Genomic DNA, 22,407 nt, shown 5'->3' on the forward strand with positions numbered 1-22,407 from the left:
ATCATAGCCGCCATGCGGTTAACGCCCGGCCTTCGAACGCGGTTAACGCCGGCATTGCTCCGCGCCGCGGCGAGGCATAGCGTCGCGCCCATGACCGAGGGAGAGTCGCGATGACCAGGACGATGTCGGCGCTGATATTGGTACTTGCGGCGGGGGTGCTGACCGCGGCGGCGACGGGACGGCGCGACGATGCCGACCGGCTGATCGCGGCGCGCCAGGCGGGAATGAAGCTCGCCGGGGCCGATTTCGGCGGGATGAAGGCGGTAATCGACGCCAAGGGCGACGTGAAGACCCAGGCCTTCGCCGCTGGCGCGATCGCCGGCTGGGGCCGCGCGCTCGCCGGTCTTTATCCGGCGGGAAGCGATGGCGGCGCCACCAAGGCGCTGCCGACCGTATGGAGCGACCGCGCCGGATTCGAAAAGGCCGCGGCCGCGCTCGACACCGAAGCGACCAAGCTCGCCACGCTGGCCAAGGCGGGCGACCAGACCGGTTTCGCCGCGCAATGGCTGGTGGTGCGCAATACCTGCTCGGCCTGCCACGACGCCTATCGCGCGCCGGACAAGCCAAAGGGGTAGGGTACTATTCCCCTCTTCCTTTTGGGGAGAGGGAGAGGCCCGCTCGGCGAAGCCGAGTGGCGAGAGTGAGGGAGCGAGCCGCAGGCTCGCGCGGCGCTGAAGCGCCGCGACCCCTCATCCAAGCTCCGCTAAGCGGCAGGCCGCCAAGCTTCGCTATCCTTCTCCCCCAAGGGGAGAAGGATTCATGCTCGTCCGCTCGCGAATGTCGTAAATTTACAAGCAATTGCGGTATCGACGCGGCAATGCTACCAACCGGTACGCCGATCCGTTTCGTAAGCGGGACGGGGAACGGCGAGGCGCGGGCCGGCTTGCAAAAGGGGGAAGCCGGCCTGCGCCCACATTAGCGCGGCGGGCGCACATGTCCGACCTGGATCGCCCTCCGGTATCCCCTGGCCACTACGGCTCTTTGCTCCTCTCCCGCTTGCGGGAGAGGTTGGGTGAGGGTCTTCTTTCTTCTTGGACGCGATCGGCTTGGAAGAAAGAAGACCCTCACCCTCCCACTTCGCGGGCCCCTCCCTCTCCCGAAAGCGGGAGAGGGTTAAGCGGCGAAATCGGACGGGATCCAGGCCGGCTTCAAGTCTTCAATCCGGCATCACCTTGCCGCTGATCTCCCCATCCGGATATTTCTCCGTGTGGATGTTGAGGACGATCTTGCCGGCGCTCATCGCGTCGACGAAATCCTGAAACGGATCGGTATTGTTGAGCAGCTTGGCGCCGTCGGCATAGGGATAGTCGCGCATCGACACATGGAAGCCGTCCTTGGTCGCGCGGTAATTGGCGCCATAGGGCACCGGCAGCACCGCATCGACGTCGTCGGCGCTGCGATATTGATGGAAATGGACCGGGCCGATCGGCTTGGCGACCAGCGCCTTGTTGAGCTGGTCGAGCGTGATTCCGGTGACGTCGATCTCGACCGTGACACGCTGCGACTTGGTGTCGAGCTTGATCTCCGCCTTGCCGCGCGCCGGCGATCCGGTCGCGCTGGTCGAGGCGGTGCCGTCGAGAATCGCGCGATAGCTCAGCGTCTTGGCGGCGGCGGGTGCGGCGACCGTGACGGTGGCGATGGCGGCGGGAAGGGCGGTCAGGACGAACAGGGACGTGAAACGCATCGAATCCTCTGGTGATGGGCGCGACGCGGCGCTCTTGTCCGAAAAACCCTAGGCGGGGCCAGCTTGCCCCCGGATGAAGCGCGCGGTGAACGCGCCGCGCTCAGGCGCCGCCGGTCACCCGCGCGACGGCCAGCGTGTCGGCATATTGCTGGAACCCCACCGCGCGACCGTTCGCGACGCGCCAGACATGCGCCATCTGCGTATGCTGCGGCTTCCCGGTCGCCTTGTAGGTGCCGAGATAGCGGCCGAGCGCGACGACCGTGTCGCCGCCGTCGACGATCTCGTCGACCTGCACCGCGAACCCGTCCCATTCGGTCGCGCAGCGCAGGAACACGCCCTGCGCCACCGCTTCCGGCCCGACATAGGGATTGCCGTCGGCATAAGGGAAATTCTCCGCCTCGTGCCATTCGATCGCCGGGTCCATCCGGCCGAGCACGCCGGGCACATCGCCGGTGGCGAAGGCGGCGTAGATGCCGCGGATCACGTCGACATTGGCTTGCGACATATGGTTTCCTCCCCGTGTTGGTGCGACATTAGGGCGGCTCGGTCCGCGGCGATAGGACGGACTCGCCTGATCGGGTAACGAAGGGGAGGGACATGGCGATCGCGATACTGATGGCGATGGTGCTGGCCGGCGGGCAGGCGACGGCGGTGCCGCCTGCCGCACCGAGCGCGGAGGCCGAGGCGTTGGGCGTGAAACTGGCGGCGAACGGCGTGCTCGCGATCCTGTTGCCGACGATGACCGACCGGGAAATCGGGGAGATCGCCGACGCGCATCCCGAATTGTCCGCGGCGGAAAATGACCAGTGGCTCGCGACCGGCCGCCGCATCGCCGACGACGCGGTGGCGCGCGCCGCGACCAGGATCGGGCACCAATATGCGATGACGCTGTCGCTCGACGACCTGCGCGCGCTCGTCGCCTTCAACGCCAGCCCGCCCGCGCAACACTGGCGCGCCGCCGAACCGGCCGCGATCATGACGGCCGCCCAGGCGCTCGACGGCTTCGACTTCAAGGGCACGCTGACCGCCGAGTTCTGCAAGGCGACCGGCAAATTGTGCGGGGGGAAGAAGTAAGAGAGACGGCCCACAAAAATCCTCCCCGGAACGGGGAGGGGGACCAAGACGCGCAAGCGGCTTGGTGGAGGGGGCCCGCGACGAACGGGCAACAGACCGGGAGGTTAGTGGTGGAGGCCCCCCTTCACCACTCGCTTCGCGAGCGGTCCCCCTCCCCGTCCCGGGGAGGATTTTTGGTTCACCGATTGTCCAATTGGCTCCTAACCGCCTCCAGCCCCAGCCGGCTGATTCGGTACGGTTGCCCGCTCCGGCTGACGATCAGCCCGCGCCGCTTGAGCTTGCGGAACAGCGCCAGCGTCCCGTCGGTCAGCCTATGCCCCTCGCGAGTGAAGCAGATCGCCTCGACGATCCGCCCGGTGTCGTCACGGCAATGATGGATCGCGCCGCCTTGCGCGAGCGCGTGCAGCACGCGCTGTTCGTATCTGGAAATGTTCACGTGGATTGTGCCCGTCAGTCGAGAAACGACCGCGCTGCCCCGCGCGGGACATCCCGGCGGGTCGAGCGCATGACGACGGCGCCTCCGGCAGGGCCGGGGCCGTCAGGTCAGCGGGCGACAATTTCCTTCATACTTCCCTCAGGGGCGGTGAACGCGGCAAGGATGGCGGGCGCCGGGCCGGCGGTCAAGCGTGCCCCTAGGCTTGCCGTTCGCGATCGGATAGCCTCATCATTTAAAGGGAATAAACATGCCCGACTTGAGGGAACGCGGCGAAGCGCTGGTTCGGCATATGCGGGCGATCGGCCCGTGGCGCTCGATCGTCGGGCTAGCGGGTCTGGCGACGAGCTACGCCATGATCGGGCAGTCACTCAGCGGTCGTCCGTCGGCCCTGTTCGACGCTTATGGTGAGTTCGTCGCGCTCTTGATCCCGATGATCACCTTCATATTTTTCGTCGCGGGAACGATCGGAGCCGCGGCGGACCGTGGACGGACGATCGCCTTCAGTCACTTTTCCGTCGTCGTGACATTGTTGTTCATGCTGTGGGGCCTCGACCTGATCCCGGTCGTGCGACCGCAAACCGCGCGGGACTTCCAGCATTTGTTTCCGCCACTGGCGGGATTGCTCTTTTCCACCCTGGTTCTGACCGCCGGCCGCGAGAACGCTGAGGAGAAGCCGGCGGCCGAGCCGGAGGCCGCCTGAGCGCTGGCGTCGAAATCCCGAGCTTCGGACTTTCGGTGCTAAGAACGCATTGGTAGGATAACGGCGGAAGGGGGCTTGTGATGGCCGGCTGGATCGATTGGCTCCGTAAGCTCGATTGGGTGCAATGGCTGGCGCTGATCGCCCTGCTGTGTGCCTATGCCGTCATCGCGATGCCGTTCTTCGGTATATCGTGGGAGCGGACGGGCGATTTCGCGGAGCTGCTCATCATCTTGGGTGCGTTCCAACTGTTCACCGCCGGTGGGCGGAGAGACCGGATTGGGCGAGCGCCGTCGGGATTTGGTCATCTTGGCGCGGTCGCGATGGTTATGATGTTTCTTTGGGGCCAGCCCTGGTGGTCTATTCCGCGTCCCCAGCAGGCCAGTGATTTCTGGGTCTTCGTCTGGCCATTCTTCATCCTGGTGAACGCGATACGCGTCTTGTCCGTACAGCCGCCGGATCGCGACGGCACCGCGGTCGATCGAGAATTGGATCTGGCGTGAACTGACGCCGCTCAGGCGAACCCGGCACCCGCCTCGCGTGGTGCGCAGCGGATCAGCCGGCTGGTCGCGACCGCCGCCTGGCGGTGGACGACGGCGAGGCGATAGGCGGGATCGGTCACCATCTCGAGAAACGCATGCGCGCCGGGATAGAGCGCGACGAACGCGCTGTCCCACGCCTCGTCCGCCGGTCCGGTCAGCACCAGCTGCGGCGCCCCCGACCAGATCACGCTGCCGCCGACGCGGCGGAAGATCGGCCCGCTCTCCTCGCCATAGCGGGCATAGGCCTGCGCGCCGCTCAGCCCGAGCGCGGCGGACTCGTGGCCGTCCGGATAGGCGGCATGCTCGCGATAGCGGATCAGGTTGAGCATCGCGATCGGCGCGTCGCGGGGGAGCGCCTTGAAAGCGTCGAATTGTGCGCGGGTAGGGTCGATATGGGCTTCGGTCATCGGCCTTCCTTCGAAAACCACCGGGGCGGAGATGGCGCCATTTTGGATGTTCGCACTTTGCGAACATACCACACAGGTATATTTCGTACTCGATGACCCGCGAGAAGTCCCTGTTCGATACCGACGATCCCGTTGCCGAAGCGGCGGCCGACGCGCGCGCCGAGGCCGATGTCGCTGCGGGGCGCCTGATAAGCCATGAGGCCGTCAAACGCTGGATCGCCTCATGGGGATCGCCCAAGCCGCTACCGCGTCCCCGCGTCGGCGACTGACTTGCGCAGGATCGTTTGGACCGATGAAGCGATCGGTCATCTGGAAGCGATCGTTGCCTATATCGCTGCTTTCAATCCGGCAGCGGCCATTCGGCTTGGCGAGCGCCTGCGTGAAGTTGCGGACAGTCTGGCCGAATTTCCCGATCGCGGCCGAAAAGCGCCCGACGGCAATCGTGAGATGACGATCGTCTGGCCTTATGTGCTGCGATATCGGGTCGAAGCGGAACGTGTCATCATCCTACGCGTCCGGCACGGGGCTCGCGCGGAGGAGTGAGTAGGCGATTTAGTAACTGTTCTCATAATTCCGACACGCTTACTCGGGTTGCAAGTGAGCTTGTTGTTTACGGCGAAGTTCGAAGTCAACCCAGTATTTGAGGGGGAAGTCTTTTCGGCTTTTCGGTGCGGTCACGCGAAGGACCGTTGCCTTTCCTTCCTCATTTAGAACTGCGGTCGCTTTATAGCCGCTGTGCGTCGTAACCGTTTCCACATCTGTCGGATTGCCGAGCTTACTTCTGAGAATGATGCCCTCACAACGATGGCGCTCTTTTTGATACCGAACGACCGAAACCTCGTGATTGGTCAGATACTTTTCTTTCAGGAGGGCTGGTCTAATTGCTTCAACAATAGGAGTAGGATCGACCGAAAAACCCAGCCGTTCAATTTCCATGATATAGGCCGCAACCTCGGCGATTCTCATCGCGTTGTGGCCATATAAAGTGTCACTATTGGCGAATGGCCCCTTCAAGCGGCTCTCGAAGCGAAGCTTGAAGGGCTCGAGCAGGCATTCGAAAGCGTCGTGATGTCGAAATAACTGATCGGCGCGATCATCAGTTTCCCATACGACATCTTGGATATCAATGTTAATTGCCCAGCCGTCTTGCACAATCTGCTTGTGCGCCGTTCGGCGACCATCTGATCGACCCGCCTGATGGGGGCTGTTCAGCTGTTGCCAGATTTGAGAGATCGTCTCGGCCGAAACTTCGATTTCCATGATCGTACTCCTGCTAAACGCAGATGCCTTACTCAGCCGCAATCCCCGCCTTGTCGAACATATCCCCTTCGCCATTCCCGGCATCCTCGTTCGCCGCCGGCCCGGCCTTCGCCTTCTGCCTTTTGTCGAACGAATCCCACACGTCGTTCCACTGTCCGCGGGTCGCGGCCTTCGAATATTCGGTCGCGCGGGTCTCGAAGAAATTGGCGTGCTCGACGCCGTTCAGCAGCGGGGTCAGCCACGGCAACGGATGCTCGTCGATCATGTAGATCGGCTTCAGGCCGAGCTGGCCCAGGCGCCAGTCGGCGATGTAGCGGATGTACTTCTTGATCTCCTTGGGCGCCATGCCGTTGACCGGGCCCTGCTCGAACGCCAGGTCGATGAACGCGTCCTCCAGCCGGACGGTGGTCTGGCACACGTCCATGATGTCGTCCTTGACCGCCTTGGTCAGGCAGTCGCGTTCCTTGACGAAAGCGTGGAACAGGCGAGTGATGCCTTCGCAATGCAGGCTCTCGTCGCGGACCGACCAGGACACGATCTGGCCCATGCCCTTCATCTTGTTGAAGCGCGGGAAGTTCATCAGCATCGCGAAGCTGGCGAACAATTGCAGCCCCTCGGTGAAGCCGCCGAACATGGCGAGCGTGCGCGCGATATCGGCATCGGTGTCGACGCCGAACTGCTGCAGATAATCGTGCTTGTCCTTCATCTCGGCATATTCGAGGAACATGCCGTACTCGCTCTCGGGCATGCCGATCGTGTCGAGCAGATGGCTGTACGCCGCGATGTGCACCGTCTCCATGTTGCTGAACGCGGTCAGCATCATCTTGATCTCGGTCGGCTTGAACACGCGGCCGTATTTGTCGTGATAGCAATCCTGCACCTCGACGTCCGCCTGGGTGAAGAAGCGGAAGATCTGAGTCAGCAGGTTGCGCTCATGCTCGCTGAGCTTTTGCGCCCAGTCGCGGCAATCCTCGCCCAGCGGCACTTCCTCCGGCAGCCAGTGGAGCTGCTGCTGGCGCTTCCAGAATTCGTACGCCCAGGGATATTCGAAGGGCTTGTAGGTCTTGCGGGCGTCGAGAAGGGACATGGGCGGACTCCGGACTAGAATGCGATGGGGGTGATGCCGCCGACCGGGCCGAACAGGCCGAAGGACAAAGCGGCGACGATGAGCCACAGCACAGGCGTGGCGATGAACATGACGCGGGCGAAGCGGCGCGCCGCGGCGGGATTGGTACCGCCGGCCTCCGGCGCGGCGCCGACGTCGCTCTCGGCCTGGCCGGCCAGGCGCAGGAAATACAATGCGAGCATCAGGTCGGTCACGCAGACCAAGGTGACGATCCCGAGGAGGAGCGCGCCGTTCATGCCCCGGCGCTCCAGCGTGCCATCGCGGTGGCGAAGATCACCAGGCTCGCGGCCAGCGCGATCAGCATGGTGGCGCCGATGCGGCGGGCATAGACCGCGCCTTCGCTCGCCGCGCGGCGAGTCAGGACATAGGCGCCGCCCCCGGCCGCGACGGCGGCGACCGCGTACATGATCAGCGGGCCGCGGGTCATGCCACCAACTCCGGCTTCGCGCGTTCTCCAGCCGTAACCATCACAGGAGCATGACCATGGCCGATCTCGACCAGATCAAGGAACATATGAACGTCGTCGGCGCCGACGGCGTCCATGTCGGCACCGTCGACCATGTCGAAGGCGACCGCATCAAGCTGACCAAGAAGGATTCGGCCGCCGACGTCGAGGAAGGGCAGGGCAGCCATGCCGGGCACCATCATTACATCTCGAAAGGCCTGATCGCGGGCGTCGAGGGCGACACCGTGCGGTTGAGCGCCAATGCCGACGTCGCGGTGACGTTCGAGGAGGAGGAGAAGGCTTAGGGGAAGACTCTCACTCCCCCTCACCCTTCCGGCGCTGCGCGCCTCCCTCCCTCTCCCACAAGGGGAGAGGGAAATGATGGCGCCCATGCTCCCTCTCCCCTTGTGGGAGAGGGAGGGAGCGACGCGAAGCGTCGCGGAAGGGTGAGGGGGACGCTCAACCACGGAGCGCGCCCTTCATCTCATCGGGCAGATGATCCGCAATCGTAGCGATCACGCCCTCGACATTGCCCATCACGTCGTTGTTCCAGAACCGCACCACGCGAGAGCCTTCGCCTTCGAGGAAACGCGTACGCGCCTCATCACGGTCCCGGCGCTCGGCATGCGTGGCGTCGTCGATCTCGATGATCAGCTTTGCCCCATGCGAGCAGAAGTCGGCATGATAGCGGCCCATCGGTACCTGGTGGCGGAATCTCGCCTCCGGAAAGGCCTCGCGGAGTGCCCGCCGTACGACGCGCTCGGGATCGCCGGCGTTCTTGCGAAGATCACGCGACCGGGCGGGGGTCGAAGAAGGCAGCAGTTGGCGCTTGGTCAGGCCGTCCGCATTCCCCCTCACCCTCCCACGCCGCTTCGCGGCGCGGGCCCCTCCCTCTCCCACAAGGGGAGAGGGGTTTTCATGGCCGCTTAGTCCCGGCACCTCACTGACACGCCAGACATTCGTCATAGTCGGTCGTCTCGGCCAGCTCGAACTTCGGTGCCTCGATCGTGTTGTCTGCTTCCACGCCCCCCGCGAAGCCGGCGCGCTGCACCGACTTGGAGCGGAGGTAGTAGAGCGACTTGATGCCCAATTCCCACGCGCGAAAGTGGAGCATCAGCAGGTCCCACTTCTCGACATCGGCCGGGATGAACAGATTGAGGCTGGTCGACTGGTCGATGAACGGCGTGCGGTCGGCCTGGAGCTCGATCAACCAGCGCTGGTCGATCTCGAAGCTGGTCTTGTAGCAATCCTTTTCTTCCTGGGTCAGGAAGTCGAGATGCTGGACCGAGCCGCCGCGCTCGAGGATCGAGTTCCACACCGCGTCGCTGTTCTTCGACTTCTCGATCAGGATCTTCTCGAGATAGGGGTTCTTGACCGCGAACGAGCCCGACAAGGTCTTGTGGGTGTAGATATTGGCCGGGATCGGCTCGATGCACGCGCTGGTGCCACCGCAGATGATGCTGATCGACGCGGTCGGCGCGATCGCCATCTTGCAGCTGAAGCGCTCCATCACGCCCATGTCGGCGGCGTCGGGGCAGGGGCCGCGCTCGACCGCCAGCGCCATCGACGCGGCGTCGACCTGGGCGCGGACGTGCTTGAACATCTTCATGTTCCAAGACTTCGCCATCGCGCCTTCGAACGCGAGACCGCGCGCCTGGAGGAACGAGTGGAAGCCCATCACGCCGAGACCGACCGAACGCTCGCGCATTGCCGAATAAGCGGCGCGCTCCATGCCCGGCTCGGCACGATCGATATAATCCTGCAGCACGTTGTCGAGGAACCGCATGATGTCCTCGATGAACTTCTCTTCCTTGTGCCACTGGTCCCAGGTCTCGAGGTTGAGCGAGCTGAGGCAGCAGACCGCGGTGCGATCGTTGCCGAGGTGGTCCTTGCCGGTCGGCAAGGTGATTTCCGAACACAGGTTCGAGGTCGAAACCTTGAGACCGAGGTCGCGATGATGCTTGGGCATCGTCGAGTTCACGTGATCGGCGAAGATGATGTACGGCTCGCCGGTGGCGAGACGGGTCTCGACCAGTTTCTGGAACAAGGCGCGGGCGTCGACCTTGCCGCGCTCCGACCCGTCCTTCGGCGACTTGAGCGTCCATTCGGCGCCGTCGCGGACGGCTTCCATGAAGGCGTCGGGGATCAGCACGCCATGGTGCAGGTTCAATGCCTTGCGGTTGAAGTCGCCCGAGGGTTTGCGGATCTCGAGGAATTCCTCGATCTCCGGGTGCGAGATGTCGAGATAGCAGGCAGCCGAGCCGCGGCGCAGCGAACCCTGTGAGATCGCCAGCGTCAGACTGTCCATCACCCGGACGAACGGAATGATGCCGCTCGTCTTGCCGTTGAGGCCGACTGGTTCGCCGATGCCGCGGACATTGCCCCAATAGGTGCCGATGCCGCCGCCGCGCGAGGCGAGCCAGACATTCTCGTTCCAAGTGTCGACGATGCCGTTGAGGCTGTCGGGCACCGAATTGAGGAAGCAGGAGATCGGCAGGCCGCGGCCGGTGCCGCCGTTCGACAGCACGGGCGTCGCCGGCATGAACCACAGGCGCGAGATATAGTCGTAGATGCGCTGCGCGTGCGCGCCGTCGTCGGCATAGGCCGAGGCCACGCGGACGAACAGGTCCTGGTACGATTCGCCCGGGAGCAGATAGCGGTCGTTCAGCGTCTCCTTGCCGAAATCGGTCAGGAGCGCGTCGCGCGAATGGTCGACCTCGACCGGATAGGGCTTCGCCACCGCTTTCGAATCGCGCTTCTTCGCCTTGGGGGCCGACGCTGCCGCCTGCACCGCCGCCGCTGCTGCCTCGATCGCATCGGTCGCCATGTTCTCGCCCGTTCCTTCGGTGTCTCTAAAATCCATTTCACGCCCCTGCTCTTGCCGCGTCACGCGTCGACTCGGGGGACGAACCCCCATGCTATCATCGGGGTCCCCAGGCCGAGAACAAAAATAGTCCACAGCCTGTTCACAAGGCACGAGCGGGCTCACGCTGTGATATGGGATCACAGCCGGCGTTCCACCAGTGCTTGGGTTCCCCCTGAACCGAACCCCTACAGATTGTGCCCATTGGGGCGAGGACGCAATACCGTAAATGACGAATTAATGACTCATTTCGTCGCTATTTTGACTCGGCTCGTCAAAGGTCCGGGACGGTCCATTCCCCGCGACGCGCGGGTTTCTGCGGGCTTCCGCGAAGGCAAGGGAACGAACGCGGAACGAACAAAAATATTGTGCCCGACCGCTGGACCGCCTCAACCGGTTGTGGTCGGGTCGAGTCATGGGCGATCCCGACACTAGATTCGAACAGATTCGCGGGCTCAGAGCATTGTGGGCGAGGGCGACCGGCCGCGAATCGCCCAGCGATTCGCGTGCCATACCGGTCCGGCCGTTGCTCGACACGCTCGGCTTGGGCCTCGAACAGGTGATCTCCCTGCTCGGGCGCGAGCGGCCCGATTGGCCCGACTTCACTCGCTGGATCGCGGCGACCGCCGGGACGCCCGACGCGACGCGGCTCGCCCGCTATCAGGCTTGGTATGACGGCGCGCCGGCGCCGGCGGCCGAGGTCGCGCGTCAGGCCGCGGTGATGGCGATGCCGCCGGTGTTCGACGCCAGCGATCTCGCGGCCTGGGATCGTGACGGCGTGGTCGTGCTGCGCAACGCCGTTACGCGCGACGAGGCGGCGGCGATCGCCGACCATCTCTGGTCGTTGCTCGAGGCGCATCCGGGGGACCCGGCGAGCTGGTACGGGCCGCGCACCAACGGCATCATGATCCAGCATTTCCAGCACCCGGCGATGGACGTACCGCGCCGCTCGATCCGGATCGCCAGGGCGTTCGCCGAACTGTACGGCCATGCCGACCTGATCGCCTCGACCGACCGGCTGAGCTTCAATCCGCCCGAACACGGCCGCTACATCTTTCCGGGCCCGCATCTGCATTGGGACGCCAACCTGACGCCGCCGATGGCCTTCGAAGCGCAGGCGATCCTCTATCTGACCGATACCGCGGCGGATCAGGGCGCTCTCCAGGTCGTGCCGGGATTCCATCATCGGCTGGCCGCGGGCTGGATCGAATCATTGTGCGGTGCCGATCCGCGCGGGATCGATTTGTCGGCGGAGGCGGTGACGGTGCCGGCCGGGGCTGGGGACCTGGTGATCTGGCGCCACGAACTCCCGCACGGCGCCAGCGCCAACCGCAGCGACCGCCCGCGGCTGGCACAATACGTCACGCATTACCCGATGCATTGGCCGGACGAGCGGCCGTGGTTGTAGGACTGACGCTCACCAAAAGCCCTTAGCGTCACCCCGGCCTTGTGCCTGGGGGCGCCGTGCCGCGAGACATGGCCTGCAACCTCTAGCCGTGAGGCCTGCCTCCCGGCGGATCCCGGCACAAGGCCGGGATGACGGTGGTAGGAGAAGGCGACGTTGGGTTTAAACGCGCGGCAATCGCGCCTCGCTCAGCTCGCCTTGCGGATCTTGCGGGCCGGCGCCGGCGGCGTGTTCAGCCGTTCGAGATTGAAATTCTGCGTGAACTCCAGCCCTGCGCGGCCGTCCTTGGCCCAGCGTACGGTAGCCGGGAACATCTGGCCTTCGAGCAATTCGATCTGGACGTCGACGCCCGAGGGATCGACCGGGAATTCGATCCCGTCGATCAGCGCGCCGGTCGACGAGATGTTGCGGATGCGGACCTCGCCCTTGGCGACGCCGAGATCGAGGATCGCCGAGCGCAGCATGGTCGAACGCGGGCTGCGGCTGACCTTATAGCCTTGCGCGGTGGCCTGGCCGCCGGCCGCGCTCAACTGGCGGATGACTTCCTCGCTACGCGCGGGCTTGCCATAGACATAGCCCTGGATGTGGCTGCAGCCGAGCTCGCGGATCAGCTCGACCTCGTCCTGATGCTCGACGCCCTCGGCGGTGGTTTCCATGTAGAGCGTGTTGGCCAGCGTCACGATCGCTTTGATGCTCGCGGCGTTGCGATTGCCCGGCACCGCGGCGCCACGCACGAAGCTTTGGTCGATCTTGATCTTGTCGAACGGCGCCTTCTTCAGATAGCCGAGCGACGAATAGCCGGTGCCGAAATCGTCGAGCGCCAGGCGGATGCCGATGCCCTTCAGCGACTTGAACATCTGTTCCGAGCTGGCGGTCTCGTTGACGAACACGCCTTCGGTGATCTCGAGCTCGAGCCGGTGCGCGGCGAGCCCCGAATTGGCCAAGGCTGAGGTGACGATCGCCGGCAGCGCCGGATTGGCGAACTGAATCGGCGAGACATTGACCGCGACGCGGACGTGATTGGGCCAGGTCGCCGCCTCGCGGCAGGCGGTCCTCAGCACCCATTCGCCGATCGTCTCGATCATCCCGCATTCCTCGGCGATCGGGATGAACTCGGCCGGACTGATCGCGCCGCGCGTGGGATGCTCCCAGCGGATCAACGCTTCATAGCCGACGATCCGCGCGCCTTCGGTCGACACCACCGGCTGATAGGCGACGTAGAATTGGTTGCCGACCAAAGCGTGGCGCAGATCGTCCTCGAGCTGCTTCTTGGTCTGCGCGCCCGCCAGCAATTCCTGGCGGAAGAAGCGGTGCACGCCGCGGCCGTCGCCCTTAGCCTCGTAGAGCGCGAGGTCGGCGTTGCGGATCAGCGTCTCCGAATCGCTGCCGTCCTCGGGCGAGATGGCGATGCCGATCGAACAGCCGATGGTGATCGACGAGCCGTCGATGAAATAAGGCTGCGACAAGGATTCGATGACCCCGCGCGCGAGGTCGCCGAGCCGCTCGCGATTGCCTTCGCCGGGCAGCACGACCTTGAACTCGTCGCCGCCCAGGCGACCGACCAGCCCGGCTTCGCCGACCGCGCGCTGCAGCCGCTGCCCGACCTGCTTGAGCAGGGCGTCGCCCATCTGATGGCCGAGCGTGTCGTTGACCGCCTTGAAGCGATCGAGATCGAGCAGAAACAAGGCGGTGATCGAATGGCCGGATTGCGGCGCCAGCGTCTTGTCGAGCGAGGCGCGCATGCGCTGGCGATTGGCGAGGCCGGTGAGGCCGTCGAACAGCGCGAGGCGGGTGATCTCGGCTTCCGAGCGGCGCTTTTCGGTCAGGTCGCGGCCCGAGCCGACAAATCCCTGGAAGCGGCCCAGTTCGTCGATCATCGGGCGGCCCGAAATCGACCACCAGCGTTCGCTGTCCTCGTCGGCCGCCGGGCAGACCGAATAATCGGAGAAGCTGGTGCGCGACGACAAGTGGAAGCTCAGGGTGCGTTCGGTGTCGCCCGATTGCGCATCCATCCGGAAGATGTCGTTCAGCCGGCCGCCGACCGGCTCGACTCCCAGTCGCGCGAACTCGCGCCCGACTTTTGCCGACAGATAGGTGAGCATGCCGTGGCGGTCGGTCTGCCAGAACCAGCCGTCGCCATGGTCCTCGACTTCGCGGACGAGTTGCGCTGCGAGTCGGCCCGAGCTGTTCTGCATCTCGTCGAGCCGGTCGCGTTCGAGATCGCGGCGCGCGAGCCGAACGGTCGAGATCGCCAGGCTCGCCAGTGCGAGGCAGGCGATCGCGGCCGGGAGCCCGAGTCCGGTTTTGACGATCACCATCAGCGCCAGCGCCGCGGCATAAGCGAGGGTCGCGGCGCGCAGCGGATGGATCGCGATCGCCGTGATCGTGACCGCGGCGAACACGGCGATGAAGCCGGCGAGATGGAATTCGCCGATCGGGAACGCCGCGACGACCGGCAGCAGCGACAGGATGCCGACGCCGAGCGCGCCCGAACAGAGCGTCAGCGTGCGGATCTGGAGATGGGTCGGCCACAAGCGGGCGAAAGGCAGTTTGAGCTGGGCGAAGGCGGCGAGCGACGCGGCGGCGATGATCGCGCCGCGCAGGCAGGTCTCGCGGATCAGATCGCCATGGCCGCTGTAATGCGCGATCAGGCCGACGACGAGCGGCGCCAGCATTTGCGCGAACAGCACGAAGGGCCACACCGAATTGAGCTCGGCGATGCGCTGTAGCCGCGCTTCGGTCGTCTCCGGCGCGGCGTCGGCGTCAAGCGCCAGCGCGCTCCAGGTGGAGCGCGTCGTATCGGCCAGCGATCGCCTTGGACGGACGGACATGAGACTGCCCGTAGCGGCAACTCGTTAGGAAGAGCTTTCCACCGCCGAAAAAATGTTCCGAGGACGCCGCCACCGATTCGCGCGCTCGGGCGGCGCCGGAGGGAATCGAAGGCAGCCGTCGGACTCTCCGACTGTCGCTTCGCTCCTAGCAAAGTCGGCCCGGGTGGCCCGGCGCCATCGGGCCGTGACCCGCCTCAGGACCGATACCCTTCCCACTCGGCGGGTAGCCCGACCGGTCCGAGCAGTTGGTTGACCAACGGCACGAAAATCGCGGCCGCGCGATTGTCGTTGGCCATCAGCAGGATGCAGCTCTGCCGGGTATCGACGCACATCGCGTAATTGTCGGTGCCGTCGTCATGGCCTTCCTTGAAATAGGCATGGCCGAAGCGGCTCTCGAACGTTCCCCAGCCGACGCCATAGCCGAGCTTCATTCCCTTCCAGCGATCGGTGCGTGTCTCGAGCAGGGTGGGGAATTGCGCCGGGCTGTCGATCAGCACGGTCGGGCGGGTCATGGTCAGATGCGCGGCGGTGCTCATGCCGTCGCCGCGCGACACCGCGGCGAGGAAGCGCGCCCAATCGGCGAGCGTGGTCGCCATCGACCCGGCGGCGTCGACCTTGCGGCGATGATCGAAGGGCTGGCGCTTGCCGTCCGCGGTATAGCCATAAGCGAGGCGGCCATCATAGCTCTCCCGCCAGGTCATCGAGGTGTCGCCCATCCGGAAATGGTCGAACACGCGCGTCTGCATCTCCTTGCCGACGTCGATGCCCAGCCCCTGTTCGAGGACGAATTGCGCCAGCCGCACACCTTCGCCCGAATAGCCGTACCGCGTCCCCGGGTCGCGGTGGAAGCGCAGTTTCTTGTCGTCCTCGAGAAAGCGCAGATTGGCGAAGCCGCTGGTGTGGTTCATCAGCATGCGCAGGGTCAGCTTGCGCCAGCGCTCGTCGCCCTTGAGGTCGGCATAAGCGGGATAGTCCGGCAACGGCTTGGCCAGATAGTCGGCGATCGGCTTGTCGAGATCGACTTTTCCCTCGTCGACCAATTCCATCAGCATCCAGGCGAAGGTCGCCTTGGTCAGCGAGGCGCCGTACATGATCGTCGCCGGGGTCAGCGGCGCCTTATTCTCGGCGATCGCATAGCCATAGCCCTTGATGAACACGACCTTGCCCTTGCGGATCACCGCGACGCCGAGGCCGGTGACGTGGTTGGCGGTCATCATCCGTTCGACCAGGCGATCGACCGCCCCTTCCGACAGCCGACGATTGTCGAGCGTGTCGAACACGCGTTGTGGACGGTCGGCGGCACCGATCGCGAATAGCGCCAGCGCGGCGGTTACGAAGCGCAACGATCGGCCGATGGGCATGCGAGTCTCCCGGAACATCGGCGCTCTATCGCCGCTCAGGGGCGATTAGCCAATTGCTCGTATGCAGCGGTCAGTCGCGCCAGCACCGGCTCGTGGTTCGCCGGCAAGGGTGTGCCGAGATGCAGATGGCGCAACTCGTCCATGAACGCCTCCCAAAGGGGTGGGCCGCCTTCTTCGAGCAATTGCGCGCGGATCGCGAGCTCCGGCGTGGTCGGAAGGTGGCGACGGCCCCAGGCACCGATTTGCGCGAGCACCGGGAGCAACTGGATCGCCGGCTCGGTCAGGCTGTAGATCGCCTTCTGCTTGTGGCTCGGGTCGTCGCGCTTCGTCAGCAGTCCGCGCTCGACCAGCTTTTTCAGACGATCCGCCAGGATGTTGGAAGCGATTCCCTCCTGAGAATGCGAAAGCAATTCGCGATAGTGGCGGCGGTTGCCGAACATGATGTCGCGAATGACGATCAGGCTCCAGCGATCGCCCAATGTCTCCATCGTCAGATTGATCGGGCACCCCGACCGCGTCGTCTCGGCCATCATGGCAATGTAAAAAACCGCTTGCAGAATGCAACTGCTTAATTTAGCCGATGCAGATACCGATTGCAGTTTGCAAGTGGTTTTGCGAGGAGGACGTCATGAAGTTCCTGTGCCTGTGTCATTACGAATCGGCGCGCTTCGCCGAATTGACGCCCGCCGATTTCGACGAGATCGGCGCGATCTGCGCGCCGCACGACGCGGCCCTGAAGGCGAGCGGCAGGGTCGGGATGATCGGCGCGCTCGGCATGCCCGAGCAGTCGCGCACGCTGCGCGTCGAGCAGGGCGCGGTGACCGACAGGGCTGGCCCGTACCATCCGACGCCAGAGCCGTTCGGGGCCTTCTTCATTGTCGAGGCGACCGACATCGATCAGGCAGTGGCGATCGCGAAGCTGCACCCCGGAACGCACCTCGGCGATAAGTTCGGCAAGGGCGGGATCGAGGTTCGGCCGATCGATTTCGTCGAACAACTATAAGGAGAGAAAAGATGGGAAAGGTACGTGTCGGCGCGTTTTCGGTATCGATCGACGGGTTCGGCGCCGGGCCGGAGCAGAGTCTCGACGATCCGCTCGGCAAGAACGGCCGCGAAGTGCACGGCTGGTTCTTTCCGACCCGTTTCTTCCAGACGATGATCGGCAAGGGCGACGGCGAAACCGGCGTCGACAACGACTTCGGCGAGCGCGCGATGACCGGGTTCGGCGCGTTCATCCTGGGCCGCAACATGTACGGCCCGATCCGCGGCGAGTGGAACGGCACCGACTGGAAGGGCTGGTGGGGCGACAACCCGCCGTACCACGCGCCGACCTATATCCTGACGCATCATCCGCATCCGCCGATCGAGATGGAAGGCGGTACGACGTTCATCTTCGTGACCGACGGCATCGAAAGCGCGCTGGAACAGGCGCGCGACGCGGCCGGCGATCTCGATGTCAAGATCGGCGGCGGGGTGTCGACCGTGCGGCAATATCTCCAGGCCGGGCTGATCGACGAGCTCCATTATGCCGTGTCGCCGGTAGTGCTGGGGCAGGGCGAGGCGATGTTCGAGGGCATCGATCTGAGGGCACTCGGCTATCGTCCGACCGAACAGGTGATGGGCGAACGGGCACTGCACATCGTGCTCGCCAAGGGAGAGCGGAAGTGACGCTGAAGCTCTATGCGCATCCTTTGTCGTCCTACTGTCAGAAGGCCAAAACGGCGTTCTATGAGAAGGGCGTGGTGTTCGAGGAAGTCATGCTCGACGGCAGCGATCCGGTCGCGACCGAGTTCGCGGCGCTCTGGCCGATCGGGCGGTTCCCCGCGCTGACCGATGGTGATCGGCTGGTGTTCGATGCGACCACGATCATCGAATATCTCGACGTAAAATCGCCCGCCAAGCCGTTGATTCCGGGCGATCCCGACGCGGCGGTCGAGGTTCGGATGTGGGACCGTTTCTTCGACAATTACGTCATGTATCCGCAGCAGCGCCTGGTCTATATCGCGATCGGCCGCGAGCATGACGATGGCGGCGCCAAGTGGCAGGCGCAGCTCGACACGGCTTATGCCTGGCTCGACCGCCATCTCGCCGTGAGGGAGTGGGCCGCGGGCGACGACTTCAGCCTGGCCGACTGCGCGGGCGCGCCGGCTCTGCTCTACGCCGACTGGACCTACGCCATCCCGAAGCATTTCGAGAATCTGTGGGCGTATCGCGATCGCCTGCTGGCACGCCCCAGCTATGCCCGCGCACTCGATGAGGCGCGGCCCTATCGCCATTATTTCCCGCTCGGCGCGCCGGAAGGGCGGGACTGACCGGGGGACGCGAAGGAGAAGCCGATGACGACCTCTCTCTACGACCTCAGTGTGCCGACTTTCCTGCAGACCGTCAGCGCGGTCGCGGGGTTTCTCGATCGCGCGGTCAGGCATTGCGACGAGACCGGTGGTGACCCGGACGCTTTCGTGAGCGCGAGGCTCTACCCCGACATGGCGCCGTTCCACTTCCAGATCGAAGCGCTGTCGCATCATGCCGCCTGGGGCGTGGAGACGCTGAAGACCGGCGTGTTCGATCCGCCGGGGCTGATCGGCGCGATGCCGTTCGCCGATTTGCAGGCGATGGTCGGCCGCGCAGAGGCCATGCTCCAGGGCTTCAGGCGCGAGGAGATCGACGCCTGCGCCGGCAGGCAGCTCGATCTCCAGATCGGCCCGCGCCGGCTGGCCTTCACCGCGGAGAGCTTCATCCTCTCTTTCTCGCTGCCCAATTTCCATTTCCACGCCGTCACCGCCTACGACATCCTGCGGACGAACGGCGTGCCGATCGGCAAGCGGGATTATGAGGGGCGTTTGCGGACTTTACCGGACGGCGGCTTGTAGCGACAGGCGAAGGCCGAAGAGAATCCGCTCGATCCTCCCGTCGCCCCGGCGAAGGCCGGGGCCGTTGGGTTTGACGCGACGCCTTCGCCCTATACCCCGGCGGCACCGGTATTCGCGGGGGCGACGAACTGGCTATAGCCGCCGCAAGGTCGAAGGCTGGCCATGTCAGATCAGGCGCGGCACAAAGGTCACATGCGCCCGCTTCCAGCCTTTCTGCTTGCGCCGCTTTCGGCCTTTCTGGTGATGCCGCTGATCGGTTTCCGAATGGAGGGCGACCCGAGCGAAGGCAACCTGATCGTGACGGGGATCTTTTTCTATATACTTTTCCTGTTCATGCAGTTGGTCATCGCTGCACCGCTGCGTTGGTTTCTGGCAAAAATGGGATGGCAATCGGTGTGGATCGATGGCGGGCTGGGTGCCGTCGCACTGGTAATGCCCACCATTGCCCTTATGCCATTTCCTTTGGAAGCGGAGGGGATTTCCGTCCACCTGCGGCCCGGCATGATCTTGGTGATGGCGGTGCTGGGCGCGGCCATCGGCCTGGCTTATGGACTGTTACGCCTTCGCGATCGACGAGCGAGCCTGGTACCCACGCCCGCAGACCTCGCCGCGCGGTTCGATTAGGTACCCAGCGCATCCGCCAGTTCCGTCAGGCTGGCGACGCTCCACTCCCAATCCGACGCGGAATGACGATCAGGCGCCGGGCGGCCGCCATATTCCATCGGACGGTCGACATAGGCGGTCAGGAGACCACAACCGCGTGCAGCGGCCAGGTCGCTGTGATGCGCCGCGACCAAGCAGAGCTCGCCCGGTTCGATCGCCAGTGCGCGGGCCGTGGCGAGATAGGCCTCCGGGTCGGGCTTGTAGTAACCGCTTACTTCCGCCCCCAGGATCGCATCCCAGGGCAGGCCGGCCCGCCGCGCCATATCGAGCATCAGCGCGATATTGCCGTTGGACAAAGTGACGATCGGGAATGCCGCCTTGAGCCGCGTCAGCCCGTCGACCGCGTCGGGCCAGGGATCGAGCCGGTGCCAGGCCTCGGTCAGATCGGCCAGTCCTTCTTCGCCAATAGCTTGCGGGTCGATGTCGAGACTGTGCAGCAAGTCCTCCAGCATTTCTCGATGCAGCACGTCGAGGATCACGAACCCGCGCTTGCCGTCGCGCACCCGCGCCATCGCCGGCTGATAGCGCGCCCGCCAGCCGTCAGCGAAGACATGCGGATCGATATCCTCGCGGCCCAGCCGGGCGAGCACCGGCGCCGCTTCTCGCGCGATGCCGGTCCGCCAGTCGACCACCGTGCCGAACACGTCGAAGGCGAGGGCTTTGGGCAGAGTCATGTTTGCTTTCTTGTTTCATCGCCACGCTCGGCGCTAGAGGGCCCGCTCATGACCACCACCATCCGCGCAGCCGATCTGATCGAGAGCGTCGCCGACGCACTCCAGTTCATTTCCTACTATCATCCGATGGATTATATCCGCGCGCTCGGGACGGCGTACGAGGCGGAGCAGTCGCCCGCGGCCAAGGATGCGATCGCGCAAATCCTGACCAACAGCCGGATGTGCGCCGAGGGGCACCGGCCGATCTGCCAGGATACCGGCATCGTCAACGTATTCGTCAAATGGGGCATGGATTGCCGCCTCGACGACACCACGCGGTCGATGCAGGACGTGGTCGATGAAGGCGTGCGCCGCGCCTATCTCAATCCCGAGAACAAGCTGCGCGCCTCGGTCCTGACCGATCCCGCCTTCACCCGCCGCAACACCAAGGACAACACGCCGTGCGTGCTCCATGTCGAGCTGGTGCCCGGCGACAAGGTCCATGTCGACGTCGCGGCCAAGGGCGGCGGCAGCGAGAACAAGTCCAAGTTCAAGATGATGAATCCGTCGGACTCGATCGTCGACTGGGTGATCGAGATGCTGCCGCAGATGGGTGCCGGCTGGTGCCCGCCGGGCATGCTCGGGATCGGCATCGGCGGGACGGCTGAGCATTGCGTGCTGCTCGCCAAGAAGTCGCTGATGGAACAGATCGACATGGCGAGCCTGAAGGCGCGCGGGCCGAAGACCGATATCGAGGCGTTGCGCATCGAGATTTTCGACAAGGTCAACGCGCTCGGCATCGGCGCGCAAGGGCTGGGCGGGCTCGCCACCATCCTCGACGTCAAGATCATGGACGCGCCGTGCCATGCCGCGGGTAAGCCGGTGGCGATGATCCCGAATTGCGCCGCCACCCGCCACGCGCATTTCACGCTCGACGGCTCGGGCCCGGCCTATCTCGAGGCGCCGAAGTTGGATGAATGGCCCGACGTCAATTGGACGCCGGACAAGGCGGCGATCCGGGTCGACCTCGATGCGCTGACGCCGGAAGTGGTGCGCAGTTGGCAGCAGGGCGATCGCTTGCTGCTCAACGGCAAGATGCTGACCGGCCGCGACGCCGCCCACAAGCGCATCGCCGACATGCTGGCCAAGGGCGAGGAATTGCCGGTCAGCTTCAAGGGCCGGGTGATCTATTATGTCGGCCCGGTCGATCCGGTCGGCGAGGAGATCGTCGGCCCGGCCGGCCCGACCACCGCGACGCGGATGGACAAGTTCATGCGCATGATGCTCGACCAGGGGCTGCTCGCCTGCGTCGGCAAGGCCGAGCGCGGCCCGGCCGCGACCGAGGCGATCAAGGACGCGAAATCGGCTTATCTGATGGCGGTCGGCGGCGCGGCCTACCTCGTCGCGCGCGCGATCAAGGGATCGAAGGTCGTCGGGTTCGAGGATCTGGGGATGGAAGCGATCTACGAATTCGAAGTGGTCGATTTCCCGGTGACGGTAGCGGTCGATAGCGAGGGCAACAACGTCCATCAGCTCGCGCCGCTGGTGTGGCGGGAGAAGATCGCGAAGGAAGGGTTGCTGGAGAGAGTCTGATTGCCGGATCGGGTTTAGTTCGTCGCCCCGGCCAAGGCCGGGGCCGCCGGGGTTGACGCGAGGTTCTCCCCCAGCAACGTTGCGGCCCCGGCCTCCGCCGGGGCGACGGGGGATTATGCGCGGCGGCTACACCTACATCATGACGAACAAGCCGTTCGGCGTGTTGTATGTCGGTGTGACGTCGAGCCTCGCGCGGATCGCGGCGCATCGTGAAAAACGGGGCTCGGCCTTTGCCGCGAAATGGGACTGCACGCGGTTGGTGTTGATCGAGGTGCACGACACGATCGAGGATGCGATCCTTCGCGAGAAAAGGTTGAAGAACTGGAACCGGGTGTGGAAGTGCCGGCTGATTTCGGAGCAGAATCCCAATTGGGATGATCTTTGGGATCTGCTGAATGGCGGGGCGGTGGAGAGCGCGGTGCCGGACAACCTGGCGGGCGCCGCCGGCCCCCCGGGGCCCGCCACCCCGGCCCCAAGAACAAACCCCCCCGGCGCCC

At 64.8% G+C, this 22,407-nt stretch carries 29 protein-coding genes; 15 read left to right on the plus strand and 14 right to left on the minus strand.

Going from position 1 to position 22,407, the window contains the following annotated elements:
- Positions 1-110: 110 nt before the first annotated feature.
- The gene (locus ACTHJR_RS15820) at positions 111-575 is read left to right on the plus strand and encodes a c-type cytochrome (protein WP_440524201.1); all 465 of its coding nucleotides are present in this window, start codon (positions 111-113) and stop codon (positions 573-575) included.
- Between the two features lie 581 nt (positions 576-1,156).
- On the opposite strand, the gene ACTHJR_RS15825 is transcribed toward ACTHJR_RS15820, so the two are convergent.
- Positions 1,157-1,684: a CHRD domain-containing protein gene (locus tag ACTHJR_RS15825; RefSeq protein ID WP_440524202.1), complete on the minus strand. Its 528-nt coding sequence runs from the start codon at positions 1,682-1,684 to the stop codon at positions 1,157-1,159.
- 100 nt (positions 1,685-1,784) lie between these two features.
- Complete coding sequence (locus ACTHJR_RS15830) at positions 1,785-2,189, minus strand: nuclear transport factor 2 family protein (RefSeq protein ID WP_440524203.1); 405 nt, start codon at positions 2,187-2,189, stop codon at positions 1,785-1,787.
- Positions 2,190-2,281: 92 nt separating this feature from the next.
- On the opposite strand from ACTHJR_RS15830, the gene ACTHJR_RS15835 reads away from it, so the two are divergent.
- Positions 2,282-2,758 (plus strand): DUF2059 domain-containing protein, encoded by a 477-nt coding sequence (locus tag ACTHJR_RS15835; RefSeq protein ID WP_440524204.1) that lies wholly within the window; start codon positions 2,282-2,284, stop codon positions 2,756-2,758.
- A gap of 178 nt (positions 2,759-2,936) precedes the next feature.
- Here the strand turns inward: ACTHJR_RS15835 and ACTHJR_RS15840 are convergent, their stop codons facing one another.
- Positions 2,937-3,194 carry a YjhX family toxin gene (locus ACTHJR_RS15840; protein WP_440524205.1) on the minus strand — a complete coding sequence of 86 codons (258 nt, stop codon included), beginning with the start codon at positions 3,192-3,194 and terminating at the stop codon, positions 2,937-2,939.
- Between the two features lie 247 nt (positions 3,195-3,441).
- Here ACTHJR_RS15840 and ACTHJR_RS15845 point away from each other — a divergent pair, with 247 nt between their 5' ends.
- A complete protein-coding gene (locus tag ACTHJR_RS15845; RefSeq protein ID WP_440524206.1) occupies positions 3,442-3,894 on the plus strand; it encodes a hypothetical protein in 453 nt (150 codons plus the stop codon).
- 80 nt (positions 3,895-3,974) lie between these two features.
- Positions 3,975-4,394, plus strand: coding sequence for a hypothetical protein (locus ACTHJR_RS15850; protein ID WP_440524207.1), 420 nt, complete (start codon positions 3,975-3,977; stop codon positions 4,392-4,394).
- Between the two features lie 11 nt (positions 4,395-4,405).
- On the opposite strand, the gene ACTHJR_RS15855 is transcribed toward ACTHJR_RS15850, so the two are convergent.
- The gene (locus ACTHJR_RS15855; protein ID WP_440524208.1) at positions 4,406-4,840 is read right to left on the minus strand and encodes a DUF1330 domain-containing protein; all 435 of its coding nucleotides are present in this window, start codon (positions 4,838-4,840) and stop codon (positions 4,406-4,408) included.
- Positions 4,841-4,932: 92 nt separating this feature from the next.
- Between ACTHJR_RS15855 and ACTHJR_RS15860 the strand changes: the two genes are divergently transcribed.
- Positions 4,933-5,109: an antitoxin gene (locus tag ACTHJR_RS15860; RefSeq protein WP_440524209.1), complete on the plus strand. Its 177-nt coding sequence runs from the start codon at positions 4,933-4,935 to the stop codon at positions 5,107-5,109.
- A gap of 1 nt (position 5,110) precedes the next feature.
- On the plus strand, positions 5,111-5,383 hold the full coding sequence (locus ACTHJR_RS15865; RefSeq protein WP_440524210.1) for a type II toxin-antitoxin system RelE/ParE family toxin: 273 nt from the start codon (positions 5,111-5,113) through the stop codon (positions 5,381-5,383).
- A 39-nt stretch (positions 5,384-5,422) separates the two neighbouring features.
- On the opposite strand, the gene ACTHJR_RS15870 is transcribed toward ACTHJR_RS15865, so the two are convergent.
- Genes ACTHJR_RS15870 through ACTHJR_RS15885 form a run of 4 tightly spaced genes read right to left on the minus strand, consistent with a single transcriptional unit; the run spans position 5,423 to position 7,653 of the window.
- On the minus strand, positions 5,423-6,100 hold the full coding sequence (locus ACTHJR_RS15870) for a hypothetical protein (RefSeq protein WP_440524211.1): 678 nt from the start codon (positions 6,098-6,100) through the stop codon (positions 5,423-5,425).
- A 28-nt stretch (positions 6,101-6,128) separates the two neighbouring features.
- Complete coding sequence (locus tag ACTHJR_RS15875) at positions 6,129-7,187, minus strand: ribonucleotide-diphosphate reductase subunit beta (RefSeq protein ID WP_440524212.1); 1,059 nt, start codon at positions 7,185-7,187, stop codon at positions 6,129-6,131.
- A 14-nt stretch (positions 7,188-7,201) separates the two neighbouring features.
- Complete coding sequence (locus ACTHJR_RS15880) at positions 7,202-7,462, minus strand: hypothetical protein (RefSeq protein ID WP_440524213.1); 261 nt, start codon at positions 7,460-7,462, stop codon at positions 7,202-7,204.
- Positions 7,459-7,653, minus strand: a complete 195-nt coding sequence (locus ACTHJR_RS15885; RefSeq protein WP_440524214.1) for a hypothetical protein — start codon at positions 7,651-7,653, stop codon at positions 7,459-7,461. The genes ACTHJR_RS15880 and ACTHJR_RS15885 overlap by 4 nt, the downstream gene beginning before the upstream one ends.
- Before the next feature lie 56 nt (positions 7,654-7,709).
- Between ACTHJR_RS15885 and ACTHJR_RS15890 the strand changes: the two genes are divergently transcribed.
- On the plus strand, positions 7,710-7,976 hold the full coding sequence (locus tag ACTHJR_RS15890; protein ID WP_440524215.1) for a DUF2171 domain-containing protein: 267 nt from the start codon (positions 7,710-7,712) through the stop codon (positions 7,974-7,976).
- Positions 7,977-8,130: 154 nt separating this feature from the next.
- Here the strand turns inward: ACTHJR_RS15890 and ACTHJR_RS15895 are convergent, their stop codons facing one another.
- Positions 8,131-8,529, minus strand: coding sequence for an endonuclease domain-containing protein (locus ACTHJR_RS15895; RefSeq protein ID WP_440524216.1), 399 nt, complete (start codon positions 8,527-8,529; stop codon positions 8,131-8,133).
- Between the two features lie 82 nt (positions 8,530-8,611).
- Positions 8,612-10,534, minus strand: coding sequence for a ribonucleoside-diphosphate reductase subunit alpha (locus tag ACTHJR_RS15900; protein ID WP_440524217.1), 1,923 nt, complete (start codon positions 10,532-10,534; stop codon positions 8,612-8,614).
- Positions 10,535-10,949: 415 nt separating this feature from the next.
- Between ACTHJR_RS15900 and ACTHJR_RS15905 the strand changes: the two genes are divergently transcribed.
- Positions 10,950-11,942 carry a phytanoyl-CoA dioxygenase family protein gene (locus ACTHJR_RS15905; protein WP_440524218.1) on the plus strand — a complete coding sequence of 331 codons (993 nt, stop codon included), beginning with the start codon at positions 10,950-10,952 and terminating at the stop codon, positions 11,940-11,942.
- Between the two features lie 185 nt (positions 11,943-12,127).
- On the opposite strand, the gene ACTHJR_RS15910 is transcribed toward ACTHJR_RS15905, so the two are convergent.
- From ACTHJR_RS15910 to ACTHJR_RS15920, 3 genes are all read right to left on the minus strand, one after another.
- Positions 12,128-14,770, minus strand: coding sequence for a putative bifunctional diguanylate cyclase/phosphodiesterase (locus ACTHJR_RS15910; protein ID WP_440524219.1), 2,643 nt, complete (start codon positions 14,768-14,770; stop codon positions 12,128-12,130).
- A gap of 194 nt (positions 14,771-14,964) precedes the next feature.
- Positions 14,965-16,131, minus strand: a complete 1,167-nt coding sequence (locus ACTHJR_RS15915; protein WP_440524220.1) for a serine hydrolase domain-containing protein — start codon at positions 16,129-16,131, stop codon at positions 14,965-14,967.
- Positions 16,132-16,166: 35 nt separating this feature from the next.
- Complete coding sequence (locus ACTHJR_RS15920; RefSeq protein ID WP_440524221.1) at positions 16,167-16,664, minus strand: winged helix-turn-helix transcriptional regulator; 498 nt, start codon at positions 16,662-16,664, stop codon at positions 16,167-16,169.
- A gap of 95 nt (positions 16,665-16,759) precedes the next feature.
- On the opposite strand from ACTHJR_RS15920, the gene ACTHJR_RS15925 reads away from it, so the two are divergent.
- From ACTHJR_RS15925 to ACTHJR_RS15945, 5 genes are all read left to right on the plus strand, one after another.
- On the plus strand, positions 16,760-17,134 hold the full coding sequence (locus ACTHJR_RS15925) for a YciI family protein (RefSeq protein ID WP_440524222.1): 375 nt from the start codon (positions 16,760-16,762) through the stop codon (positions 17,132-17,134).
- Between the two features lie 11 nt (positions 17,135-17,145).
- The gene (locus tag ACTHJR_RS15930) at positions 17,146-17,799 is read left to right on the plus strand and encodes a dihydrofolate reductase family protein (protein WP_440524223.1); all 654 of its coding nucleotides are present in this window, start codon (positions 17,146-17,148) and stop codon (positions 17,797-17,799) included.
- Positions 17,796-18,443, plus strand: coding sequence for a glutathione S-transferase family protein (locus tag ACTHJR_RS15935; protein ID WP_440524224.1), 648 nt, complete (start codon positions 17,796-17,798; stop codon positions 18,441-18,443). The genes ACTHJR_RS15930 and ACTHJR_RS15935 overlap by 4 nt, the downstream gene beginning before the upstream one ends.
- Before the next feature lie 24 nt (positions 18,444-18,467).
- Positions 18,468-19,001, plus strand: coding sequence for a DUF1993 domain-containing protein (locus tag ACTHJR_RS15940; RefSeq protein ID WP_440524225.1), 534 nt, complete (start codon positions 18,468-18,470; stop codon positions 18,999-19,001).
- Between the two features lie 162 nt (positions 19,002-19,163).
- Positions 19,164-19,625, plus strand: coding sequence for a hypothetical protein (locus ACTHJR_RS15945; protein WP_440524226.1), 462 nt, complete (start codon positions 19,164-19,166; stop codon positions 19,623-19,625).
- Here the strand turns inward: ACTHJR_RS15945 and ACTHJR_RS15950 are convergent.
- Entirely contained in the window at positions 19,622-20,338 is a 717-nt protein-coding gene (locus tag ACTHJR_RS15950; RefSeq protein WP_440524227.1) for a haloacid dehalogenase type II, read from the minus strand. The genes ACTHJR_RS15945 and ACTHJR_RS15950 overlap by 4 nt on opposite strands.
- A gap of 48 nt (positions 20,339-20,386) precedes the next feature.
- Between ACTHJR_RS15950 and ACTHJR_RS15955 the strand changes: the two genes are divergently transcribed.
- Together ACTHJR_RS15955 and ACTHJR_RS15960 are read left to right on the plus strand one after the other, a co-directional pair.
- Positions 20,387-21,910 carry a fumarate hydratase gene (locus ACTHJR_RS15955; RefSeq protein ID WP_440524228.1) on the plus strand — a complete coding sequence of 508 codons (1,524 nt, stop codon included), beginning with the start codon at positions 20,387-20,389 and terminating at the stop codon, positions 21,908-21,910.
- Between the two features lie 115 nt (positions 21,911-22,025).
- Positions 22,026-22,407: GIY-YIG nuclease family protein (locus tag ACTHJR_RS15960; RefSeq protein WP_440524229.1), on the plus strand; the 382-nt coding region annotated here is incomplete at its 3' end.

The organism is Sphingomonas sp. (assembly GCF_051962185.1).
Classification (GTDB): domain Bacteria; phylum Pseudomonadota; class Alphaproteobacteria; order Sphingomonadales; family Sphingomonadaceae; genus Sphingomonas.

Coding starts and splice junctions, on each gene's coding strand:
- ACTHJR_RS15820 (WP_440524201.1), top strand. CDS start 111: ATGACCAGGACGATGTCGGCGCTGATATTGGTACTTGCGGCGGGGGTG.
- ACTHJR_RS15825 (WP_440524202.1), bottom strand. CDS start 1,684: ATGCGTTTCACGTCCCTGTTCGTCCTGACCGCCCTTCCCGCCGCCATC.
- ACTHJR_RS15830 (WP_440524203.1), bottom strand. CDS start 2,189: ATGTCGCAAGCCAATGTCGACGTGATCCGCGGCATCTACGCCGCCTTC.
- ACTHJR_RS15835 (WP_440524204.1), top strand. CDS start 2,282: ATGGCGATCGCGATACTGATGGCGATGGTGCTGGCCGGCGGGCAGGCG.
- ACTHJR_RS15845 (WP_440524206.1), top strand. CDS start 3,442: ATGCCCGACTTGAGGGAACGCGGCGAAGCGCTGGTTCGGCATATGCGG.
- ACTHJR_RS15850 (WP_440524207.1), top strand. CDS start 3,975: ATGGCCGGCTGGATCGATTGGCTCCGTAAGCTCGATTGGGTGCAATGG.
- ACTHJR_RS15855 (WP_440524208.1), bottom strand. CDS start 4,840: ATGACCGAAGCCCATATCGACCCTACCCGCGCACAATTCGACGCTTTC.
- ACTHJR_RS15860 (WP_440524209.1), top strand. CDS start 4,933: ATGACCCGCGAGAAGTCCCTGTTCGATACCGACGATCCCGTTGCCGAA.
- ACTHJR_RS15870 (WP_440524211.1), bottom strand. CDS start 6,100: ATGGAAATCGAAGTTTCGGCCGAGACGATCTCTCAAATCTGGCAACAG.
- ACTHJR_RS15875 (WP_440524212.1), bottom strand. CDS start 7,187: ATGTCCCTTCTCGACGCCCGCAAGACCTACAAGCCCTTCGAATATCCC.
- ACTHJR_RS15880 (WP_440524213.1), bottom strand. CDS start 7,462: ATGAACGGCGCGCTCCTCCTCGGGATCGTCACCTTGGTCTGCGTGACC.
- ACTHJR_RS15885 (WP_440524214.1), bottom strand. CDS start 7,653: ATGACCCGCGGCCCGCTGATCATGTACGCGGTCGCCGCCGTCGCGGCC.
- ACTHJR_RS15890 (WP_440524215.1), top strand. CDS start 7,710: ATGGCCGATCTCGACCAGATCAAGGAACATATGAACGTCGTCGGCGCC.
- ACTHJR_RS15900 (WP_440524217.1), bottom strand. CDS start 10,534: ATGGATTTTAGAGACACCGAAGGAACGGGCGAGAACATGGCGACCGAT.
- ACTHJR_RS15905 (WP_440524218.1), top strand. CDS start 10,950: ATGGGCGATCCCGACACTAGATTCGAACAGATTCGCGGGCTCAGAGCA.
- ACTHJR_RS15910 (WP_440524219.1), bottom strand. CDS start 14,770: ATGTCCGTCCGTCCAAGGCGATCGCTGGCCGATACGACGCGCTCCACC.
- ACTHJR_RS15915 (WP_440524220.1), bottom strand. CDS start 16,131: ATGCCCATCGGCCGATCGTTGCGCTTCGTAACCGCCGCGCTGGCGCTA.
- ACTHJR_RS15920 (WP_440524221.1), bottom strand. CDS start 16,664: ATGATGGCCGAGACGACGCGGTCGGGGTGCCCGATCAATCTGACGATG.
- ACTHJR_RS15925 (WP_440524222.1), top strand. CDS start 16,760: ATGAAGTTCCTGTGCCTGTGTCATTACGAATCGGCGCGCTTCGCCGAA.
- ACTHJR_RS15930 (WP_440524223.1), top strand. CDS start 17,146: ATGGGAAAGGTACGTGTCGGCGCGTTTTCGGTATCGATCGACGGGTTC.
- ACTHJR_RS15940 (WP_440524225.1), top strand. CDS start 18,468: ATGACGACCTCTCTCTACGACCTCAGTGTGCCGACTTTCCTGCAGACC.
- ACTHJR_RS15945 (WP_440524226.1), top strand. CDS start 19,164: ATGTCAGATCAGGCGCGGCACAAAGGTCACATGCGCCCGCTTCCAGCC.
- ACTHJR_RS15950 (WP_440524227.1), bottom strand. CDS start 20,338: ATGACTCTGCCCAAAGCCCTCGCCTTCGACGTGTTCGGCACGGTGGTC.
- ACTHJR_RS15955 (WP_440524228.1), top strand. CDS start 20,387: ATGACCACCACCATCCGCGCAGCCGATCTGATCGAGAGCGTCGCCGAC.